15 protein-coding genes and 1 tRNA gene are annotated in these 14,475 nt (G+C 65.4%); 8 read left to right on the plus strand and 8 right to left on the minus strand.

The window, feature by feature from the left end; all coding sequences use genetic code 11:
• The first annotated feature begins 47 nt into the window (after window positions 1-47).
• The 4 genes from SH591_RS04325 to SH591_RS04340 all read left to right on the plus strand — a co-directional run bounded on the left by SH591_RS04325 (window position 48) and on the right by SH591_RS04340 (window position 2,622).
• Window positions 48-123 (plus strand) — tRNA-Trp (locus SH591_RS04325).
• A gap of 233 nt (window positions 124-356) precedes the next feature.
• On the plus strand, window positions 357-554 hold the full coding sequence (gene secE, locus SH591_RS04330) for a preprotein translocase subunit SecE (RefSeq protein ID WP_322831739.1): 198 nt from the start codon (window positions 357-359) through the stop codon (window positions 552-554).
• Between the two features lie 20 nt (window positions 555-574).
• Window positions 575-1,114 carry a transcription termination/antitermination protein NusG gene (nusG, locus tag SH591_RS04335; protein ID WP_322831740.1) on the plus strand — a complete coding sequence of 180 codons (540 nt, stop codon included), beginning with the start codon at window positions 575-577 and terminating at the stop codon, window positions 1,112-1,114.
• A 161-nt stretch (window positions 1,115-1,275) separates the two neighbouring features.
• Window positions 1,276-2,622, plus strand: a complete 1,347-nt coding sequence (locus tag SH591_RS04340) for a sulfatase-like hydrolase/transferase (RefSeq protein ID WP_324750673.1) — start codon at window positions 1,276-1,278, stop codon at window positions 2,620-2,622.
• Window positions 2,623-2,735: 113 nt separating this feature from the next.
• Here the strand turns inward: SH591_RS04340 and SH591_RS04345 are convergent, their stop codons facing one another.
• The 6 genes from SH591_RS04345 to SH591_RS04370 all read right to left on the minus strand — a co-directional run bounded on the left by SH591_RS04345 (window position 2,736) and on the right by SH591_RS04370 (window position 8,159).
• Window positions 2,736-2,894 (minus strand): hypothetical protein, encoded by a 159-nt coding sequence (locus tag SH591_RS04345; RefSeq protein WP_324750674.1) that lies wholly within the window; start codon window positions 2,892-2,894, stop codon window positions 2,736-2,738.
• Between the two features lie 174 nt (window positions 2,895-3,068).
• Window positions 3,069-4,037, minus strand: a complete 969-nt coding sequence (locus SH591_RS04350; protein ID WP_324750675.1) for a hypothetical protein — start codon at window positions 4,035-4,037, stop codon at window positions 3,069-3,071.
• 379 nt (window positions 4,038-4,416) lie between these two features.
• Window positions 4,417-5,754 (minus strand): type II restriction endonuclease, encoded by a 1,338-nt coding sequence (locus SH591_RS04355; RefSeq protein WP_324750676.1) that lies wholly within the window; start codon window positions 5,752-5,754, stop codon window positions 4,417-4,419.
• Complete coding sequence (locus SH591_RS04360; protein WP_324751327.1) at window positions 5,705-6,139, minus strand: very short patch repair endonuclease; 435 nt, start codon at window positions 6,137-6,139, stop codon at window positions 5,705-5,707. The genes SH591_RS04355 and SH591_RS04360 overlap by 50 nt, the downstream gene beginning before the upstream one ends.
• 28 nt (window positions 6,140-6,167) lie before the next feature.
• Window positions 6,168-7,412 carry a DNA (cytosine-5-)-methyltransferase gene (dcm, locus tag SH591_RS04365; protein WP_324750677.1) on the minus strand — a complete coding sequence of 415 codons (1,245 nt, stop codon included), beginning with the start codon at window positions 7,410-7,412 and terminating at the stop codon, window positions 6,168-6,170.
• Window positions 7,413-7,541: 129 nt separating this feature from the next.
• Window positions 7,542-8,159, minus strand: a complete 618-nt coding sequence (locus tag SH591_RS04370; RefSeq protein ID WP_324750678.1) for an outer membrane protein — start codon at window positions 8,157-8,159, stop codon at window positions 7,542-7,544.
• A gap of 412 nt (window positions 8,160-8,571) precedes the next feature.
• On the opposite strand from SH591_RS04370, the gene rplK reads away from it, so the two are divergent.
• The 3 genes from rplK to SH591_RS04385 all read left to right on the plus strand — a co-directional run bounded on the left by rplK (window position 8,572) and on the right by SH591_RS04385 (window position 10,355).
• Window positions 8,572-9,003, plus strand: coding sequence for a 50S ribosomal protein L11 (rplK, locus tag SH591_RS04375; RefSeq protein ID WP_324750679.1), 432 nt, complete (start codon window positions 8,572-8,574; stop codon window positions 9,001-9,003).
• A 4-nt stretch (window positions 9,004-9,007) separates the two neighbouring features.
• Complete coding sequence (rplA, locus tag SH591_RS04380) at window positions 9,008-9,706, plus strand: 50S ribosomal protein L1 (RefSeq protein WP_322832996.1); 699 nt, start codon at window positions 9,008-9,010, stop codon at window positions 9,704-9,706.
• Window positions 9,707-9,854: 148 nt separating this feature from the next.
• Window positions 9,855-10,355: a PilZ domain-containing protein gene (locus SH591_RS04385; RefSeq protein WP_324750680.1), complete on the plus strand. Its 501-nt coding sequence runs from the start codon at window positions 9,855-9,857 to the stop codon at window positions 10,353-10,355.
• Between the two features lie 9 nt (window positions 10,356-10,364).
• On the opposite strand, the gene SH591_RS04390 is transcribed toward SH591_RS04385, so the two are convergent.
• Both SH591_RS04390 and SH591_RS04395 read right to left on the minus strand, forming a co-directional pair.
• Window positions 10,365-12,149, minus strand: coding sequence for a DUF885 domain-containing protein (locus SH591_RS04390; protein ID WP_324750681.1), 1,785 nt, complete (start codon window positions 12,147-12,149; stop codon window positions 10,365-10,367).
• 8 nt (window positions 12,150-12,157) lie between these two features.
• Window positions 12,158-13,018 (minus strand): alpha/beta fold hydrolase, encoded by an 861-nt coding sequence (locus SH591_RS04395; RefSeq protein WP_324750682.1) that lies wholly within the window; start codon window positions 13,016-13,018, stop codon window positions 12,158-12,160.
• A gap of 36 nt (window positions 13,019-13,054) precedes the next feature.
• Here SH591_RS04395 and SH591_RS04400 point away from each other — a divergent pair, with 36 nt between their 5' ends.
• Window positions 13,055-14,458, plus strand: a complete 1,404-nt coding sequence (locus tag SH591_RS04400; RefSeq protein ID WP_322832992.1) for a protein adenylyltransferase SelO family protein — start codon at window positions 13,055-13,057, stop codon at window positions 14,456-14,458.
• Window positions 14,459-14,475: the final 17 nt, after the last annotated feature.

Here is a 14,475-nt window from a genome sequence, read left to right on the forward strand (position 1 = left end):
CGCCCCTTGCGCCGCCGAAAAGCGGCGGGTAAGGGGGCGGCGGCTCTAGGAGTGTAGCTCAGTTGGTAGAGCATCGGTCTCCAAAACCGAGGGCCGTGGGTTCGAGTCCCTCCACTCCTGCCATCCCTCCGCCGCAGCGTGACGCCCCGATCCGGGCCAGCGCCGCGGCGGAGACGCTTTCCCCGCTTGCCAGGATGCGCACAGGCTCTTGCCCGGCGGCGCGTCCGCGCCTAAGTCGGGCGCGGAACCACGGCCCGGCGGCGTCTCGCCTCCAGGTCCCGAGCGAGGTCAGGCGGCGACGGCGAGAGCCGATGCGCGGCCCTGGCCTCATTGCTGTTGAACGAAGAGGGTGAAGAGTGGCCAAGGTCAGTCCCGGTGAATTTCTACGGCAGGTCCGCGCCGAGACCGCGAAAGTGGTGTGGCCGACCCGCAAGGAAACCATGACCACGGCGATCATGGTGGTGATCATGACCACCCTGCTCGGCCTCTTCTTCTTCGGCGTCGATTCGGCGTTCAGCGCGATCGTCAAGGCGCTGCTCGGCCTGCTGAGCTAAGCGCAAGGAACCCAGAATTTATGTCTCGCTGGTACATCATCCACGCTTATTCGGGCTTCGAGAACAAGGTCCGCGACGCCATCGTCACCGAGGCGCAGCGGCTCGGCCTCGAGCAGCTCGTCGAGGCCGTCGAGGTCCCGACCGAGAAGATCACCGAGGTCCGCCGCGGCAAGAAGGTCACCTCGGACCGCAAATTCTTCCCCGGCTACGTGCTCGCCAAGCTGGCGATGAACGACGACGTCTACCACCTCGTCAAGAACACGCCCAAGGTCACCGGCTTCCTGGGCTCCTCCGGCAAGCCGCAGCCGATCAGCGAGGCCGAGGCCGCGCGCATCCTCAACACCAAGGACGAGGCCGCCCAGGCCGCGCCCAAGACCAAGGTCAGCGTCGATTACGAGATCGGCGACCAGGTCAAGGTGCTGGAAGGCCCGTTCGCGAGCTTCAACGGCATCGTCGAGGAGCTCGATTTCGACCGCGGCCGCGTCAAGGTCGGCGTCTCGATCTTCGGCCGCGCCACTCCCGTCGAGCTCGAATTCGAGCAGGTGGAATTGTCGAAGTAACGGCCCGCTAAAGGTCGTCATCCCGGCGCAGGCCGGGTCCAGATACAAAGAGGCCGGTGCGCAAGCGCGGCCTCTTTCTTTTCAGCAACACCCCCCTCCGCCGCGCACGCTTAACCGCGCTTTTACCATGCGCCTTTACCTATGCCGGCTGGGGGCGCTGAATGTACGTTGCACTGGATCAACCCTGGTCGATAGACCGGCCCGCGCCGGTGCGCTCGCTGGCGAACTGGCTGCTGTGCTGGGTTTTCCTGCCCAACGTCGTCTTCGCCTGGGGCTGGGTGGTCGGCGGTCCGGCGCGGTCGGGAGCGGTGCTCGTCACCGCCGCGGTCGGCGTCGTCCTGCACCGCGCGCGCTTCCCTCTCAAACTTTGCGGGTTCGTGGCGGCGCTTGCTTATGCGGCGCTTTATTATATCGGCAGCGTGTTCAATCTAAGCATCGTTTCGCTGGTCCATTCGCTGAAATTCGCCGCCGAGCTCAGCCCGGCCGCATCGTCGGAATATGTCGTGGGCGCTCTCGCGCTCTCGGCCGTCGCCGCGGCCGCGTGGTTCCGGCTGCGGCGCTCGACCGAACTCGCCGGTGCCGGCTGGATGATCGCCGCGGCCGGTGCCGCCTGCCTGGTCGGGGCGGTCGACGCCCATATGGTCGCGCGCAACGGCACCTCGTGGACGCGCATTCCCGAGCCGGGCGCGCCGTTCGGCTCGGCGGTTGCGCGCAGCGGCCTCCTCGCCGCGGCGGACGGCAAGCGGCATATGGTCGTCGTCATGGTCGAATCGCTCGGGCTTCCGACCGATCCCAAGCTGCGCGACCGGCTCGTCTCGCTGTTCGCGCGGCCGGCGGCGCGCGCGCGCTACGATATCGCCATCGGCGACACGCCTTTCTACGGCTCCACCACCAGCGGCGAGATGCGCGAGCTCTGCGGCCGCTGGGCGGATTATGCCGAAATACTGGAAGCGTCCGATCCGACATGCCTGCCGGCCCGGCTGGCGGCGCGCGGCTACGGCACGCAGGCCTGGCACAGCTTCAACGGCTCCTTCTTCGACCGGTCGCATTGGTACCCCGGAATCGGGTTCCAGCAGATGCGCTTTGCTCCGGAATTGCTCGCCGGCGGCGCAGCGCCCTGCCCGGGCGTATTCACCGGCGCCTGCGACCGCGACGTCCCGCGCCAGATGGCGCTCGCCCTCAAGGAGGCGCGCCGGCCGCAATTCCTCTACTGGCTGACGGTCAATTCGCATTTGCCGGTCATGGCCCACGCCCGGCTCGGCACCGACGATTGCGACCGCTTCGACCGCGACCTCGGCCGCCAGCTGCCGATGGTCTGCCGCCTGTTCGCGCTCATCGACCAGACCGGCGCGGCGCTGGAGCAGGAGATCGTCGCCAAGGATTTCCCGCCTGCCGACATCCTGATCGTCGGCGACCATCTGCCGCCTTTCTTCGATCCCCAGCATCGCGGCGCGTTCGCCGGCGACCGCGTGCCCTGGATCCTGCTCAGGACCCGCGAGCCCGGCTGACGCCGCGGGGCAAAGCCGTCGTCATAGCGCAAAAAAGGCCGGGGCATTGCCGCCCCGGCCCTTTTCGTTCGGCAGTCCCGCGCCGCGGGCGCCGCCCCCCGCCCCGCTCGGGCTTAGCGGCTGTAATCCTGCTTGCCGGAATTGCCGGGGACGCCGTCATGGCCGCCATTGCCGTAGCCGTTATTGCCCTTTTCCTTGCACTTGGGCGGCTTGCAGCATTTGCCGCCGGCGCCCGACACGTGAACGAGTTCTTCCATTGCGAGCAGACGCATCGTCATTCTCCTCATTCCGAACCGCCCGCCGATCGGGGCGGCCGAGCATTTCTACGCCTCTCGCCCGCGCCCGCAACCGCCCGCAAAGCGCCGTCCCCGCTTGGGACGCAAATCGGGACCTAAGTGACTGGAATGAAGCCGCCTATCCTCCCCTCGCTTTCGCGGGGAGGATATTCAGGGGCCCCTGCTCTTCTTCATATGCTCGATCCGCCAGCCGCCGAACAAGGCGACCTCCGGGTCGTGCGGCGGCTTGCCCTGGGCGCGGCTCCAGCCGGTGACCTGGTCGAGCGCCGGCAGCACCGGCACGCCCCCGCCTTGCTCCGCTTCCGTCCTCTCTTCCCGCGCCGCGCGCGCCACCGCTTCGTCCTCGGCCTTGTGGCGCTCCTCGACCATCCGCATCGCGCGCAGCCGCTCGGTATAAGTCTCTTCCGATTCGCCGCGGCGCTGGCGGCGGTGGGGCTTCTCCCAGCCCTGGTAGACGCTCTTGTCGTGCAGGCAGAGCAGTTGCAGCGCCTGGCTCGGGGTCATCGCCGGGATCGGCAGCGGCGCGTTGTGGCGCCAGGCATCGTCGGCATAGCTTTCCGGCAGGCCTGCCATCAAAGCCGCCGCCTCGACCCGTTCGAAGCCGGTCCTGAGCGCGAGCCGCATCTCGCGCGCAAAGGCGCGGTTCTTCTCGCGGCGGCGGTAGAAGGCCCGTGCCGAGGCGCCCGTGGCGGCGGCCGACAGCCGGATATTGGCGGTGGCGGCGAGCGCAGCGAAGAAGGCCTGCTCGCACCTTTTGGTGAGCTTGCCCTTGTGCGCCGGCCGGATCTGCAGCCGCCCGCCCCGCGTCCGCACCACCACCGGCTCGCCGCCCTGCGTCCGCAATGGAGTCCCGCCCGGTCCTGAGCCTGTCGAAGGGCCTGAGCCTGTCGAAGGGCCTGGGCCTGCCGAGGCCCGCGCGCGATGAATCCGCGCATCGGCCATCACCAAATCCGCGTCCCAGTGCAAGGCGAAGCCGGCGCATTTCCCCCGCCGCTCGTGCATCGTCGCATGCGCCCGCCGCACCGCCCGCGCGGCCAGCCGGGCATTGCCGGTCTCGGCCAACATTTCGAGAAAGCGCGCATTCTCGAGCGCCTGGGCGCGGGTGAAGGGACGAGGCATTCGCACGGACTCCGTGTTCCCGCTATGTTCTCATGCAAAGTCCTTATTGGTCAAGTCCAGCCGCCCCGGCGCAGCGAGCCCGACGCGCCGCGACGCGCGAGCAGCGCCGGGAGTCGGCGCAGACCGGCCGGCGAGGCAGGCGCGCACCGCAACGCGCCTGAACTCGTCCGACGTCACGGCCGCCCGTGACGTCCTGTCCCAGTCCACCCGCCCAGGCGCAGCGCGCCCGGCGCATAGCGCCGCGCGAGCAGCGCCGGGAGTCGGCGCAGACCGGCCGGCGAGGCGCGAGAGCCCAAGTCTCGCGAACTCGTCCGACGTCACGGCTGCCCGTGACGCGCCTTCAGTTGCCACGCCGCCGCGGCGTAGTCGCGCCCGTATCCTAGATATCCGAGTGCCGCCCGGCATTCTTCTCGCGGGTAAGGTTCAAACCACGCAGATCGATCGATTTCAAGAATTCCGTCAGTTTCTCTGCTGGCGCGGCGGTCCGCATCCTCACCAATTCGATGACATCGTTCACACTCCACAACGCATCGCGTTGTTCAGGTTTGTAACTATCCTGAATAGGTCGCGGCACGACCAGCACCACTCTCTCGTCTTTCATCTGGTCTGTCTGGGCAACGGAGATCGCTGGCTCAAGAGTAATCAAGTGTTTTGGCCATATACGCCGGGCCTCCGGGAGAACTTGACGCCACCTTTCCTTGCAGGTCGATTTAGCGGCCAGCATGGTTAATCGATCAGTGGGATAGGATTGGTCATGGTATTCAGCCGAACCGGGGAACAAAAAGTCAGCGGTATTCCTCTGCTCTGTGACAACCTGCGTCTCAAACGTGAGTTCGTGCGCCCGGAAAACAGCTTCAAGGTGATTCTCAAAGGCTCTTCCCATCCGCGACTTTCTGCGGTTTTGAACTTGCAGTGAGAAATGGATGAAACCCTCAACATCGACGTTCGGCTCCGGGCCGAAACCGGAGGCGAGGCGCGCTGCCACTATCCGCCTTTCCAGCCGGCGAAAGAGCGCTTCTTCATGGTTGAGCCAAGCAATGAGGGCACTGTCAGGGTCATCAACCGCGCTGACGTGAGGTAGCGTAAGCCTTGCCAAGTCCGAAAATTCTCGAGTTTTTGGAAAGGCACCCCCAAACCGCTCGATGATCGAGTCGAGAGTGTTGGCTCTAGGATCTTCAAACTCAATGCCGAGTTCATCCAGTATCAGTCGAGCCGCAAAATCCAGCTCGGCGTCCTCGCTGCCCTCGATCTGGTGTGCATCGAATCCTAACTCCGGCTGAGTCTCAAATCCGAAGAGCCAGAGCAACTGGTTCTGAATGGTGCTCCCTGCGGGAGCGACTACGAACAGAAGGGTGCCATCGGTACGCTTCGCTAGAAATAGCGTTTCGCCTTCGGTCATGACGTCTGTCACGGGGTTGGAGGGGTAGTAGAGGCGCCATTCAGGTCCGCGGTGTTCCTGTTGCTCTCTCGTGTCGTAGAGTGTCGCCGTTCCCTCCTCGGAAAAGCTCTCCTGTTCACTACCCAACCACAGATAGACCACGGCGAAAGTTTTCTTCTCTTCCCCAAGGAAGCGCCTCATGGCACGCGTCGTACCAATTTCATGTTGATTGGACTGCGGTGTTGCATCGACGCGTGATAGCTTTTTGACTGCAACGCCTTCGAAGTACTCAGACAGGTAACCGCACCTCATTTCCTGCGATCTCCAGAGCGGTGTCATTCGAGCAAAGCCATGCTTCGCATCTGTCCAGCACTTCCGCCAGAGGCAATCGGGTTCGCCCCTTCAGCGCACACTCCCACACGATACCTATACGCCAGCCAGATGCCCGAAGCGCCTCCACCAAAGCGATATCTCGAACTCTGTTCTGCCTAATTTTATCTCGCCAGAACTCCTCGCGGCTTTTCGGCCATTTGAAGAGGTGGCAGTCATGCTGATGCCAAAAGCACCCATGGGCAAACAAGACTGCGCGATACTTTGGAAAGACGATGTCAGGCTTTCCCGGGAGTCCGTTGACGTGTAGACGAAACCTAAATCCACGCCCGTGCAGACCGCGACGAAGCAGAATTTCCGGAGCAGTGTTTTTATTCCGAATTCCAGACATCATCCGGCTTCGGACGGCCGGAGAAACCACGTCAACCACGGACGGCGATCAGTTCCCTTGGCGGTTCGGTTTCCTCAACTGTAGGCGCCGCCTCCGCCGCGAGGTGCGGCGACATAAGCCTTGCTACAGCACGCACCACCGGAACGACGACTGCATTGCCAAACTGGCGATAAGCCTGCGTGTCCGAGACAGGAATCCGGAAGCTCGAACCCTGCGGCTCGTCGAATCCCATCAATCTTGCGCATTCTCGGGGCGTGAGCCTGCGAGGTCTCCCACCCGGTTGCAAGACGAGAACCTCCGATCCATCCTTGTAATACCGCGCTGACAGCGTCCGCGTCACGTCATTTGGGCCGAAGACGGAATAGCCAAAGCCATTACCCGCCTTCTGGTGCTTCGCCTTGTAGTTTTGAAGATAGGTCCAAAGATGTTGGGTTAGCGTGTACTTCTCCGGGGGAGATCCTTCCAGTATATCCCCTAGTACCGGCTGACGCCCTTCGGGTACTTCCAGCGTGTCAAAATCGAAGCTGGTTCGGTCACGGAAACCCACAATAAAAATTCGTTCGCGCCGCTGCGGCACCCATGGATGCGAGCTGATCACACGATACTGCACGTGATATCCGAGCTCCTCCTCGAGGACGTGCATAATTGTCGCGAAGGTTCGACCACCATCATGACTTTCCAGGTTTTTGACGTTCTCCAGAAGAAAGGCGGCCGGACGGTGATGAGCCAGTATATTGGCGAGATCGTAAAACAGCGTCCCCTGCGTATCGCAGAGGAAGCCGTGAGGGCGTCCCAGCGCGTTCTTTTTCGATACTCCAGCGATCGAGAACGGCTGGCAGGGAAACCCCGCTAGCAACACGTCATGCGCCGGCACGCGCGAAGGATCTTTTGCGTACGGCCGTACATCCTCGGCGAACTCGTGCTCGAAAGGGTCATCGTGAAAATTTGCCGAGTAAGTCTGGCGCGAGAAGCGATCCCACTCTGCGGTGAAGATACATTTGCCGCCAATTTCCTGGAACGGCGTTCGCAACCCGCCAATACCGGCAAACAGATCTATGAACGTGAATGCTGGCTCCTGCTCGGGACGCGTCCAAATAGCCGCTGCGCGCCGCATAACGTCGAGGACCAAGGGGGACGGATCGCAGCCGCTCTCGCCCACGTCTTCGTACCTACGCACTTGCCGCTCGGAGACCTGAGCGAGTATCGCGGCTTCATCAAGCGACAGGCCCGCCTTTTGCCGCAGCTTCGTAAATTCGGTTCTCGGCTGCGAAGTCATGTGACGGCCTCTCCCTGGGTCGGTTTCTGACAAACTGTCATACAGCTTCCCAGCTGTGGAACAAGAGGGAAACATCTGATATTCTATGCGGTCAAAAGGGCCGGGACCCACCGTCCCGGCCCTCCCCCGTCAGAACCGAAGCCCGGCGCCGAGCTTCACCTGGTTGCGCTTGACGTCGCCGCCCTCGGCGGTCTCGTTGTACGCGGTGCGCAGATATTCCGCCTTGAGGTAGAGCGGACCGGCGACCGCGAATTCGGCGCCGCCGCCGACGTGCCAGCCGCCGACATCGTCGGTGCCGGTGAAGTCGTTGGCCTGGTCCTGGAAGTCGCGATAGGCGGCCTTGAAGCTGCCGTTGGAGAGGCCGGCCTTGCCGTAGACGAGCAGGCGGCTGCCGAGCGGGACGCCGAGCCGCGCGCCGAGCGTGTAGTTGCGCTTGCCCTCGAAGCAGAGCTCGTCGTTGCCGGCGAGCGTGCCGCAGGTCTCGTTCCTGGGCAGGTCGATGCCGGCATAGGCGCCGACCAGGACGTTGCCGAGCTGGAGGTCGTAGCCGGCCTCGCCGCCGAACGCGAAATCCTCGGCGTCGCGGTCGAACACGGAAGTTCCCGAATTGAAATCGCCCTTGACCGAGGCGGCGTCGCGGCTGCCATAGGCCTCGACGCGCAGGCCGGAGAAATCGGCGGCGGCGGCCGGAGCGGCGGCAAGCGCGCCGGCCGAAAGCGCGGCGGCGGCGATGGGATGAAGCTTCATGTCTGTCCTTCCTGAAAAGCCCCGGGGCAAGACGACGCGCCCGGGCAGGAACGGATGGAGAGGCGAGGATTGCAGTAGGGTGAACGGCCAGCCGCCCGGACGCAGCGAGCCCGGCGCAAGCGCCGCGCGAGCAGCGCCCGGAGTCGGCGCAGCCGCGGCCGGCGAGGCAGGCGCGCCGCAACACGCCTGAACTCGTCCGACGTCACGGCCGCCCGTGACGTCGCTCCCCCGCTTAAGCTCTCCCGTGAGCCGCCCCGCATTTGCATCCGCCCCGCGCTTGCGCTAAGGGCGCCGCTTCCAGCGCACCAGCATTGGAATTTGCGGGAGCCCCGGATCCGTCCGGGGCGCTTGGACCGCTAAACTTGAACCCGGGCAATAGTACCCCTTTTGCCCGATCTACAGAGTGAGACACATGGCTAAGAAGATTACGGGCTATATCAAGCTCCAGGTGCCCGCGGGCGCCGCCAATCCGTCGCCGCCGATCGGCCCCGCTTTGGGCCAGCGCGGCGTCAACATCATGGAATTCTGCAAGGCCTTCAACGCCGCCACCGGCGACCTTGAAAAGGCGATGCCGATCCCGACCATCATCACCGTCTATGCCGACCGGTCCTTCTCGTTCGAGACCAAGACGCCGCCGGCGACCTTCCTCATCAAGAAGGCCGTGGGCCTGAAGTCGGGCTCGAAGGAGCCGGGCAAGGTGATCGCGGCCAAGATCAAGCGCTCGCAGCTCACCGAGATCGCGAACATCAAGATGAAGGATCTGAACGCGACCGACATCGACGCGGCGACCCGCATCATCGAAGGCTCGGCCCGCGCGATGGGCCTCGAAGTGGTGGAGGGCTAAGGACATGGCAAAGCTCAGCAAGAAGGCCAAGGCCCTCGCCCAGACGATCGACCGCGAGAAATTGCACGGCGTCGATGAGGCGATCAGCACGATCAAGGCCAATGCGACCGCGAAGTTCGACGAAACGGTCGAGGTCGCGATCAATCTCGGCGTCGATCCGCGCCACGCCGACCAGATGGTCCGCGGCGTCGTGACGTTGCCGGCAGGAACCGGCAAGGACGTCCGCGTCGCCGTGTTCGCTCGCGGCGACAAGGCCGAGCAGGCGACCGCCGCGGGTGCGGAAGTCGTCGGCGCAGAGGATCTGATGGAATCGATCCAGGCCGGCAATATCGATTTCGACCGCGTGATCGCGACGCCCGACATGATGGGCATCGTCGGCCGCCTCGGCAAGGTGCTCGGCCCCAAGGGCCTGATGCCGAACCCGAAGCTCGGCACCGTCACCCCGAACGTCGCCGAAGCCGTCAAGGCGGCCAAGGGCGGCCAGGTCGAGTTCCGCGTCGAGAAGGCCGGCATCATCCACTCCGGCATCGGCAAGGCGAGCTTCTCCGAAGCCGACCTGCGCAAGAATTTCGACGCGTTCGTCGACGCGATCGTCAAGGCCAAGCCGGCCGGCGCCAAGGGCAAGTACGTCAAGAAGGTGGCCCTGTCCTCCTCGATGGGCCCGGGCGTCAAGGTCGACACGGCCGAACTCGCGAACGCCTGAGCGGACCGCGCCTAACGAAATGAGAAGGGCCGGGGCGCAAGCTCCGGCCCTTCTTCTTTGGCGCCTACGGTCTCCCCGCATCGGCCGCTAACCGGTCTTCAAGACCTCAGTCGCCAAGCTGGCAACTTCGGTCAGTTGAAAGTCCAGGATGCAGACCAAGGGGGGAATGGTCCACCGCGCACCGCGGCAGAAGGTGCTGATCCGGGCGCGGATGCGTGCCGGCGGGCCGCAGATGGACGTGTGCATTCGCGACGTCTCGGCGCGGGGCATGCTGGTCCAGGCGGACCACGCGCCGGCGCAGCGCTCCTATGTCGAGATCCTGCTCAACGGCCAGTCGATCGCCGGCCAAGTCATCTGGGCGAAAGACCGCCGCTTCGGCGTGGCGACGCGCGAGCAGATCGACATGGGCGCGGTGAGAAGCGGGGCGAAAGCCTCGTTGGTCGCGGCGGAAAGGCCGCGGCTGCCGGGCGCGCGGGCCGCCCCCGCCAACGTCCAGCACAGCCTCGACCGCAGCCGGCGCCTGGCGACGGCGCTGCAATTCGGCTTTCTCGTCGCGGCCGGCGCGGTGGCCGCCTCCGCCGTGGCGGTCACCGTCCACGGCAGTCTCGCCGGCACCTTCCGGGCGGTGGCCGACCAGCTGGGCGGCTGAGCCCGGCGCTCAACCCTTGGGCGCATCCTTGTGCGGATTGACCCCGCCGGCGGCTATAAAGGCGCGGATGCGCTGTTCGAGCACCGGCAACGGCACCGAGCCGGTCTCCAGCACCGCATCGTGGAAATAGCGGACGTCGAACTTCGGCCCGAGCGCGGCTTCCGCCTCGGCGCGGAGGCGGCGGATCGTCATCTCGCCAAGCTTGTAGGCGAGCGCCTGGCCGGGCCAGCTGATGTAGCGGTCGACCTCGGTCGTTACCTCGTGCAGCGACAAGGCGGTGTGGCCGGCGAGATAGTCAATCGCCTGCCGGCGGCTCCAGCCGCGCGAATGGATGCCGGTATCGATGACGAGCCGGGCGGCGCGCCACATCTCGTAGGAGAGGCGGCCGAAATGATCGTAGGGCGTGCGGTAGATGCCCATCTCGACGCCGAGATGCTCGGTATAGAGGCCCCAGCCCTCGCCGTAGCCCGAGAAATAGGTCTCGCGCCGGAAAGCGGGGCGGGCCGGCTGCTCGAGCGCGAGCGCGGCCTGGAAGCTGTGGCCGGGCGCGCATTCGTGGAGCGTGAGCGCGGTGATCTGGTAGAGCGGGCGCGACGGCAGATTGTAGGTGTTCATCTGGCACGCACCGAGGCCGCCGCGGCCGGCGGTGTAGAAAGGCGCGATCGCGTCCGGGACCGGGATGATGGTGAAGCGGTAGCGGGGCAGGAAGCTGAAATAATCCTTCAGTTTCCCGTCGACGCGCTTGGCCGCGTAAGATGAGAAGCCCATCAGTTCGTCGGGCGTCTTCGCGTAGAATTGCGGATCGGTCTTGAGGAAGGTCAGGAACTCGGGGAAGCTGCCCTTGAAGCCGCTCTCGCGCATGACCTGCTGCATCTCGGCCTGGATCCGCGCCACCTCCTTGAGGCCGATGTCGTGGATCTGGTCCGCGGTGAGATCGAGCGTCGTATATTCCTTGATCTGCGAGGCGTAGAAGGCCTTGCCGTCCGGCATGTCGTGCGCGGCGAGCGTGGTACGCGCCTTAGGCATATATTCGTTGCGCATGAAGGCGAGCAGCTTGCCGTAGGCCGGGATCACGGCTTCGCGGATCGCCGTCTCGCCCTCAGCGCGGAGCGCGGCCTGTTCGGCCGCCGGGATCGACTGCGGCATCTGCGCGAACGCCGTGTGGAACGGGTTTTTGGCGAGATCGGCCGTCGCGAAGGTCGCGATCGATGCGTCTCGCCCCTCGAGCGTCGCGCGAGGCACGCTGAAGCCGCGCTTCAGCCCGGCGCGCAAATTGACGATCTGCTCGTCGAAATAGCGTGGGATATCGCGCATGCGGGCGATGTAGCGCCGATATTCGTCGGCGGTGCGATAGCCCTGGCGCGGCGCCAGATAGGACCAGAAACTGCTGTCGGCATTGAACGACATCTCCCAGCTCCGGAAACGGCCGTTGGCGACGAAGGCCTCCAGGCTGGTGCGGAAGACGGCCGCGTTGATCTTCTCCTCGGGCGAGTGCTGGTCGAACGGGATGCGATCGAGCTCGGCCAGGGTCTTGCGCCAATATTCGACGCGGCGCTGCTGATTGGGGGCGTCGACCCGAGGCAGGTAATCGGCCGCCTCGCTTGATCCGTCCTCGGCCTCCCGCTCGCCGAACTCCTTCTGCCGCCACGCCCATTCCGCGTCGTACAGCGCCTTCAGACGGGCGTCGGCCGAAGCCTGGGCGGTGGCGGCGGCGGGCTGCGCGGGGGCCGCCGCGGGAACAATCGTCGCAACGCCGGCGAGCAAAGCGGCGGCCAGGGCCAAGGTCTTCATCATCTCTCCTATCATGCCTGGATGCGGGCGAGCAGGCGGTCGATCGCGGCGACACTCTCCGGCTCGGTAAGGATCGGGGTATGGCCGACATTGGGAATCGTGACGGCCTCCATCAGCGGCAGCTCTTCCTGCATCCGCGCCACCGTCTCGACCGAGAGCAGGTCGGACAATTCGCCGCGTAGGAGCAAAGAGGGCACGTCGACGAGTCCGCGGAGCGCCTGCCAGGCGTCGAAGCCGGTGACGCCGTTCGGCACCTTGAACGGCTCGGCGATGCGCATGTCGTAATCGAATACGATGCGCCCCCCCGTCGTCAGCCGGCACAGGCGCTTGGCCTGGGCGAGCCAGTCCTCGAGGTTCCAGCGCGGATAGACGTCGCGCTGGAACTCGCTGAACCAGCGCGCCGCGTGCAGCCACGTCGGCCAGGTCTGCGAACGGCCGACATAGGAGCGAATACGGTCGAGCCCGCGCTCGTCGAGCGTCGCGCCGACATCGTTGATCATCGCGCCGGCGATCCGATCGGGATGGGCCGTGGAGAGGAGCATGGTGAGAAGCCCGCCGAGCGAGGTGCCGAAGGCGACGAAGCGGGGCAGCTCCAGCTCGCGCAGCAAGGTCTCCAGATCCTGGACGTAGGTGACCGGCATATAGGTCATCACGTCCTTGGCAAAACCGCTCTCGCCGCGGCCCCGCAGCTCGACGCAGATCACGCGCCAGTCCGGGGAAAGCCGCTCCGCAACCGCTTCGAAGTCGCGCGCGTTACGGGTCAGGCCAGGAATGCACAGGATCGGCGGGCGGTCCGACGGCCCTGGATAGTCGCGATAATGGAGCCGCAGCCCGTCATTCGACCACCAGTAACCATCGGACCATGATGCCATGCTAGCTTCCCTTATATTCCCCTCCCATATCGACTGATGATGCAAAGCCCGCAAGCCAGCCCGTATCGCCCGGAGAAAGCCATTCTTTCGCTCGGCGACGCTTTCTACGACCCGGTCCGTCCCGCCGATTTCCCGCAGGCGATCCTCCGTTTCCGCAACGATCGCTGGGCCGAAGCCGTTGGGTTGGCGGCGCTCGGCGACGACGAGTGGATTCGCCATTTCGCGCGCTTCGAGCGACTGCCCGACAACCTCCCCGAGCCGCTGGCGCTGCGCTATCACGGCCACCAGTTCCGCGTGTACAACCCCGATATCGGCGATGGCCGCGGCTTCCTGTTCGCGCAACTGCGCGACAATGCCGATCGCCTGATCGACCTCGGCACCAAGGGATCGGGCCAGACCCCGTACAGCCGCTTCGGCGACGGCCGGCTGACGCTGAAGGGCGGCGTGCGCGAGGTGCTGGCGACCGAGATGCTGGAGGCGCTGGGCGTCGAGACCAGCAAGACCTTCTCGCTGATCGAGACCGGCGAGGCGCTGGAGCGGGGCGACGAGCCCTCCCCTACCCGCTCGGCCGTGCTGGTGCGCCTGCAGCACAGCCATATCCGCATCGGCACCTTCCAGCGGCTCGCTTATTTCGGAGACACGGACAATATCCGCCGGCTCGTCGATTATTGCCTCGACCATTATTATGGCGAGCCGGCTCGTGAGGACGGGCCCGCCCGGCTGCTGGCGCGGGTGGCCGAGGCGGCGGCGGGCCTGGCGGCCTCGTACATCGCCGCCGGTTTCGTCCACGGCGTGCTCAACAGCGACAATATCGCAATCACGGCGCAGAGCTTCGATTACGGGCCATGGCGATGGACGCCCTTTTGGGACGGCCATTTCACCGCCGCCTATTTCGACCATGCCGGGCTCTATGCGTTCGGCCGGCAGCCCGAGGCGATCCACTGGGACGTCGTTCAGCTCGCCGCGGCGTTGCGCACCGTGGCCGAGGCGGAGGTGTTGACGCCGGCGCTGGAGGCGTTCCCGACGATATTCCAGGAGCGGCTCGTCGAGACCGTCTTTGCGCGGCTCGGTATCCGCCCGACCGGGACCGATGCCGACAGCGACCTGCTGGTCGCGCTCGAGACCGGGCTGGCGCAGAAGACGGTCGAGATCGACCGCTTCTTCTTCGACTGGCGCGGCGGCCGGCGGCGCGGCCCCTCCCCCGCCGACATCGAATATGGCTCGGACGGCTTCACGCCCTTTCGCGAGCGGATCGAGCAGTTCGAGCCGACCGGCCCGCTCGACCACCCTTACTGGTCGGACGAGGGCCCTTGCTCGATGCATATCGACGAGGTCGAGGCGATCTGGTCGCGGATCGACGAGGCCGACGACTGGTCCCAGTTCGAGGCGAAAATCAAGGCGGTGCGCCGTATGGGCGAAGCGATGGGGGGCGTCTCTTGACCGCGTCGATCAAACAT

This window comes from Sphingomonas sp. LY54, assembly GCF_035594035.1.
Lineage (GTDB): Bacteria > Pseudomonadota > Alphaproteobacteria > Sphingomonadales > Sphingomonadaceae > Allosphingosinicella.

Coding starts and splice junctions, on each gene's coding strand:
- dcm (WP_324750677.1), bottom strand. CDS start 7,412: ATGACTTCGCAGCCGAGAACCGAATTTACGAAGCTGCGGCAAAAGGCG.
- rplA (WP_322832996.1), top strand. CDS start 9,008: ATGGCAAAGCTCAGCAAGAAGGCCAAGGCCCTCGCCCAGACGATCGAC.
- nusG (WP_322831740.1), top strand. CDS start 575: ATGTCTCGCTGGTACATCATCCACGCTTATTCGGGCTTCGAGAACAAG.
- SH591_RS04340 (WP_324750673.1), top strand. CDS start 1,276: ATGTACGTTGCACTGGATCAACCCTGGTCGATAGACCGGCCCGCGCCG.
- rplK (WP_324750679.1), top strand. CDS start 8,572: ATGGCTAAGAAGATTACGGGCTATATCAAGCTCCAGGTGCCCGCGGGC.
- SH591_RS04400 (WP_322832992.1), top strand. CDS start 13,055: ATGATGCAAAGCCCGCAAGCCAGCCCGTATCGCCCGGAGAAAGCCATT.
- SH591_RS04385 (WP_324750680.1), top strand. CDS start 9,855: ATGCAGACCAAGGGGGGAATGGTCCACCGCGCACCGCGGCAGAAGGTG.
- SH591_RS04355 (WP_324750676.1), bottom strand. CDS start 5,754: ATGACACCGCTCTGGAGATCGCAGGAAATGAGGTGCGGTTACCTGTCT.
- SH591_RS04360 (WP_324751327.1), bottom strand. CDS start 6,139: ATGATGTCTGGAATTCGGAATAAAAACACTGCTCCGGAAATTCTGCTT.
- SH591_RS04345 (WP_324750674.1), bottom strand. CDS start 2,894: ATGCGTCTGCTCGCAATGGAAGAACTCGTTCACGTGTCGGGCGCCGGC.
- SH591_RS04390 (WP_324750681.1), bottom strand. CDS start 12,149: ATGATGAAGACCTTGGCCCTGGCCGCCGCTTTGCTCGCCGGCGTTGCG.
- SH591_RS04395 (WP_324750682.1), bottom strand. CDS start 13,018: ATGGCATCATGGTCCGATGGTTACTGGTGGTCGAATGACGGGCTGCGG.
- SH591_RS04350 (WP_324750675.1), bottom strand. CDS start 4,037: ATGCCTCGTCCCTTCACCCGCGCCCAGGCGCTCGAGAATGCGCGCTTT.
- SH591_RS04370 (WP_324750678.1), bottom strand. CDS start 8,159: ATGAAGCTTCATCCCATCGCCGCCGCCGCGCTTTCGGCCGGCGCGCTT.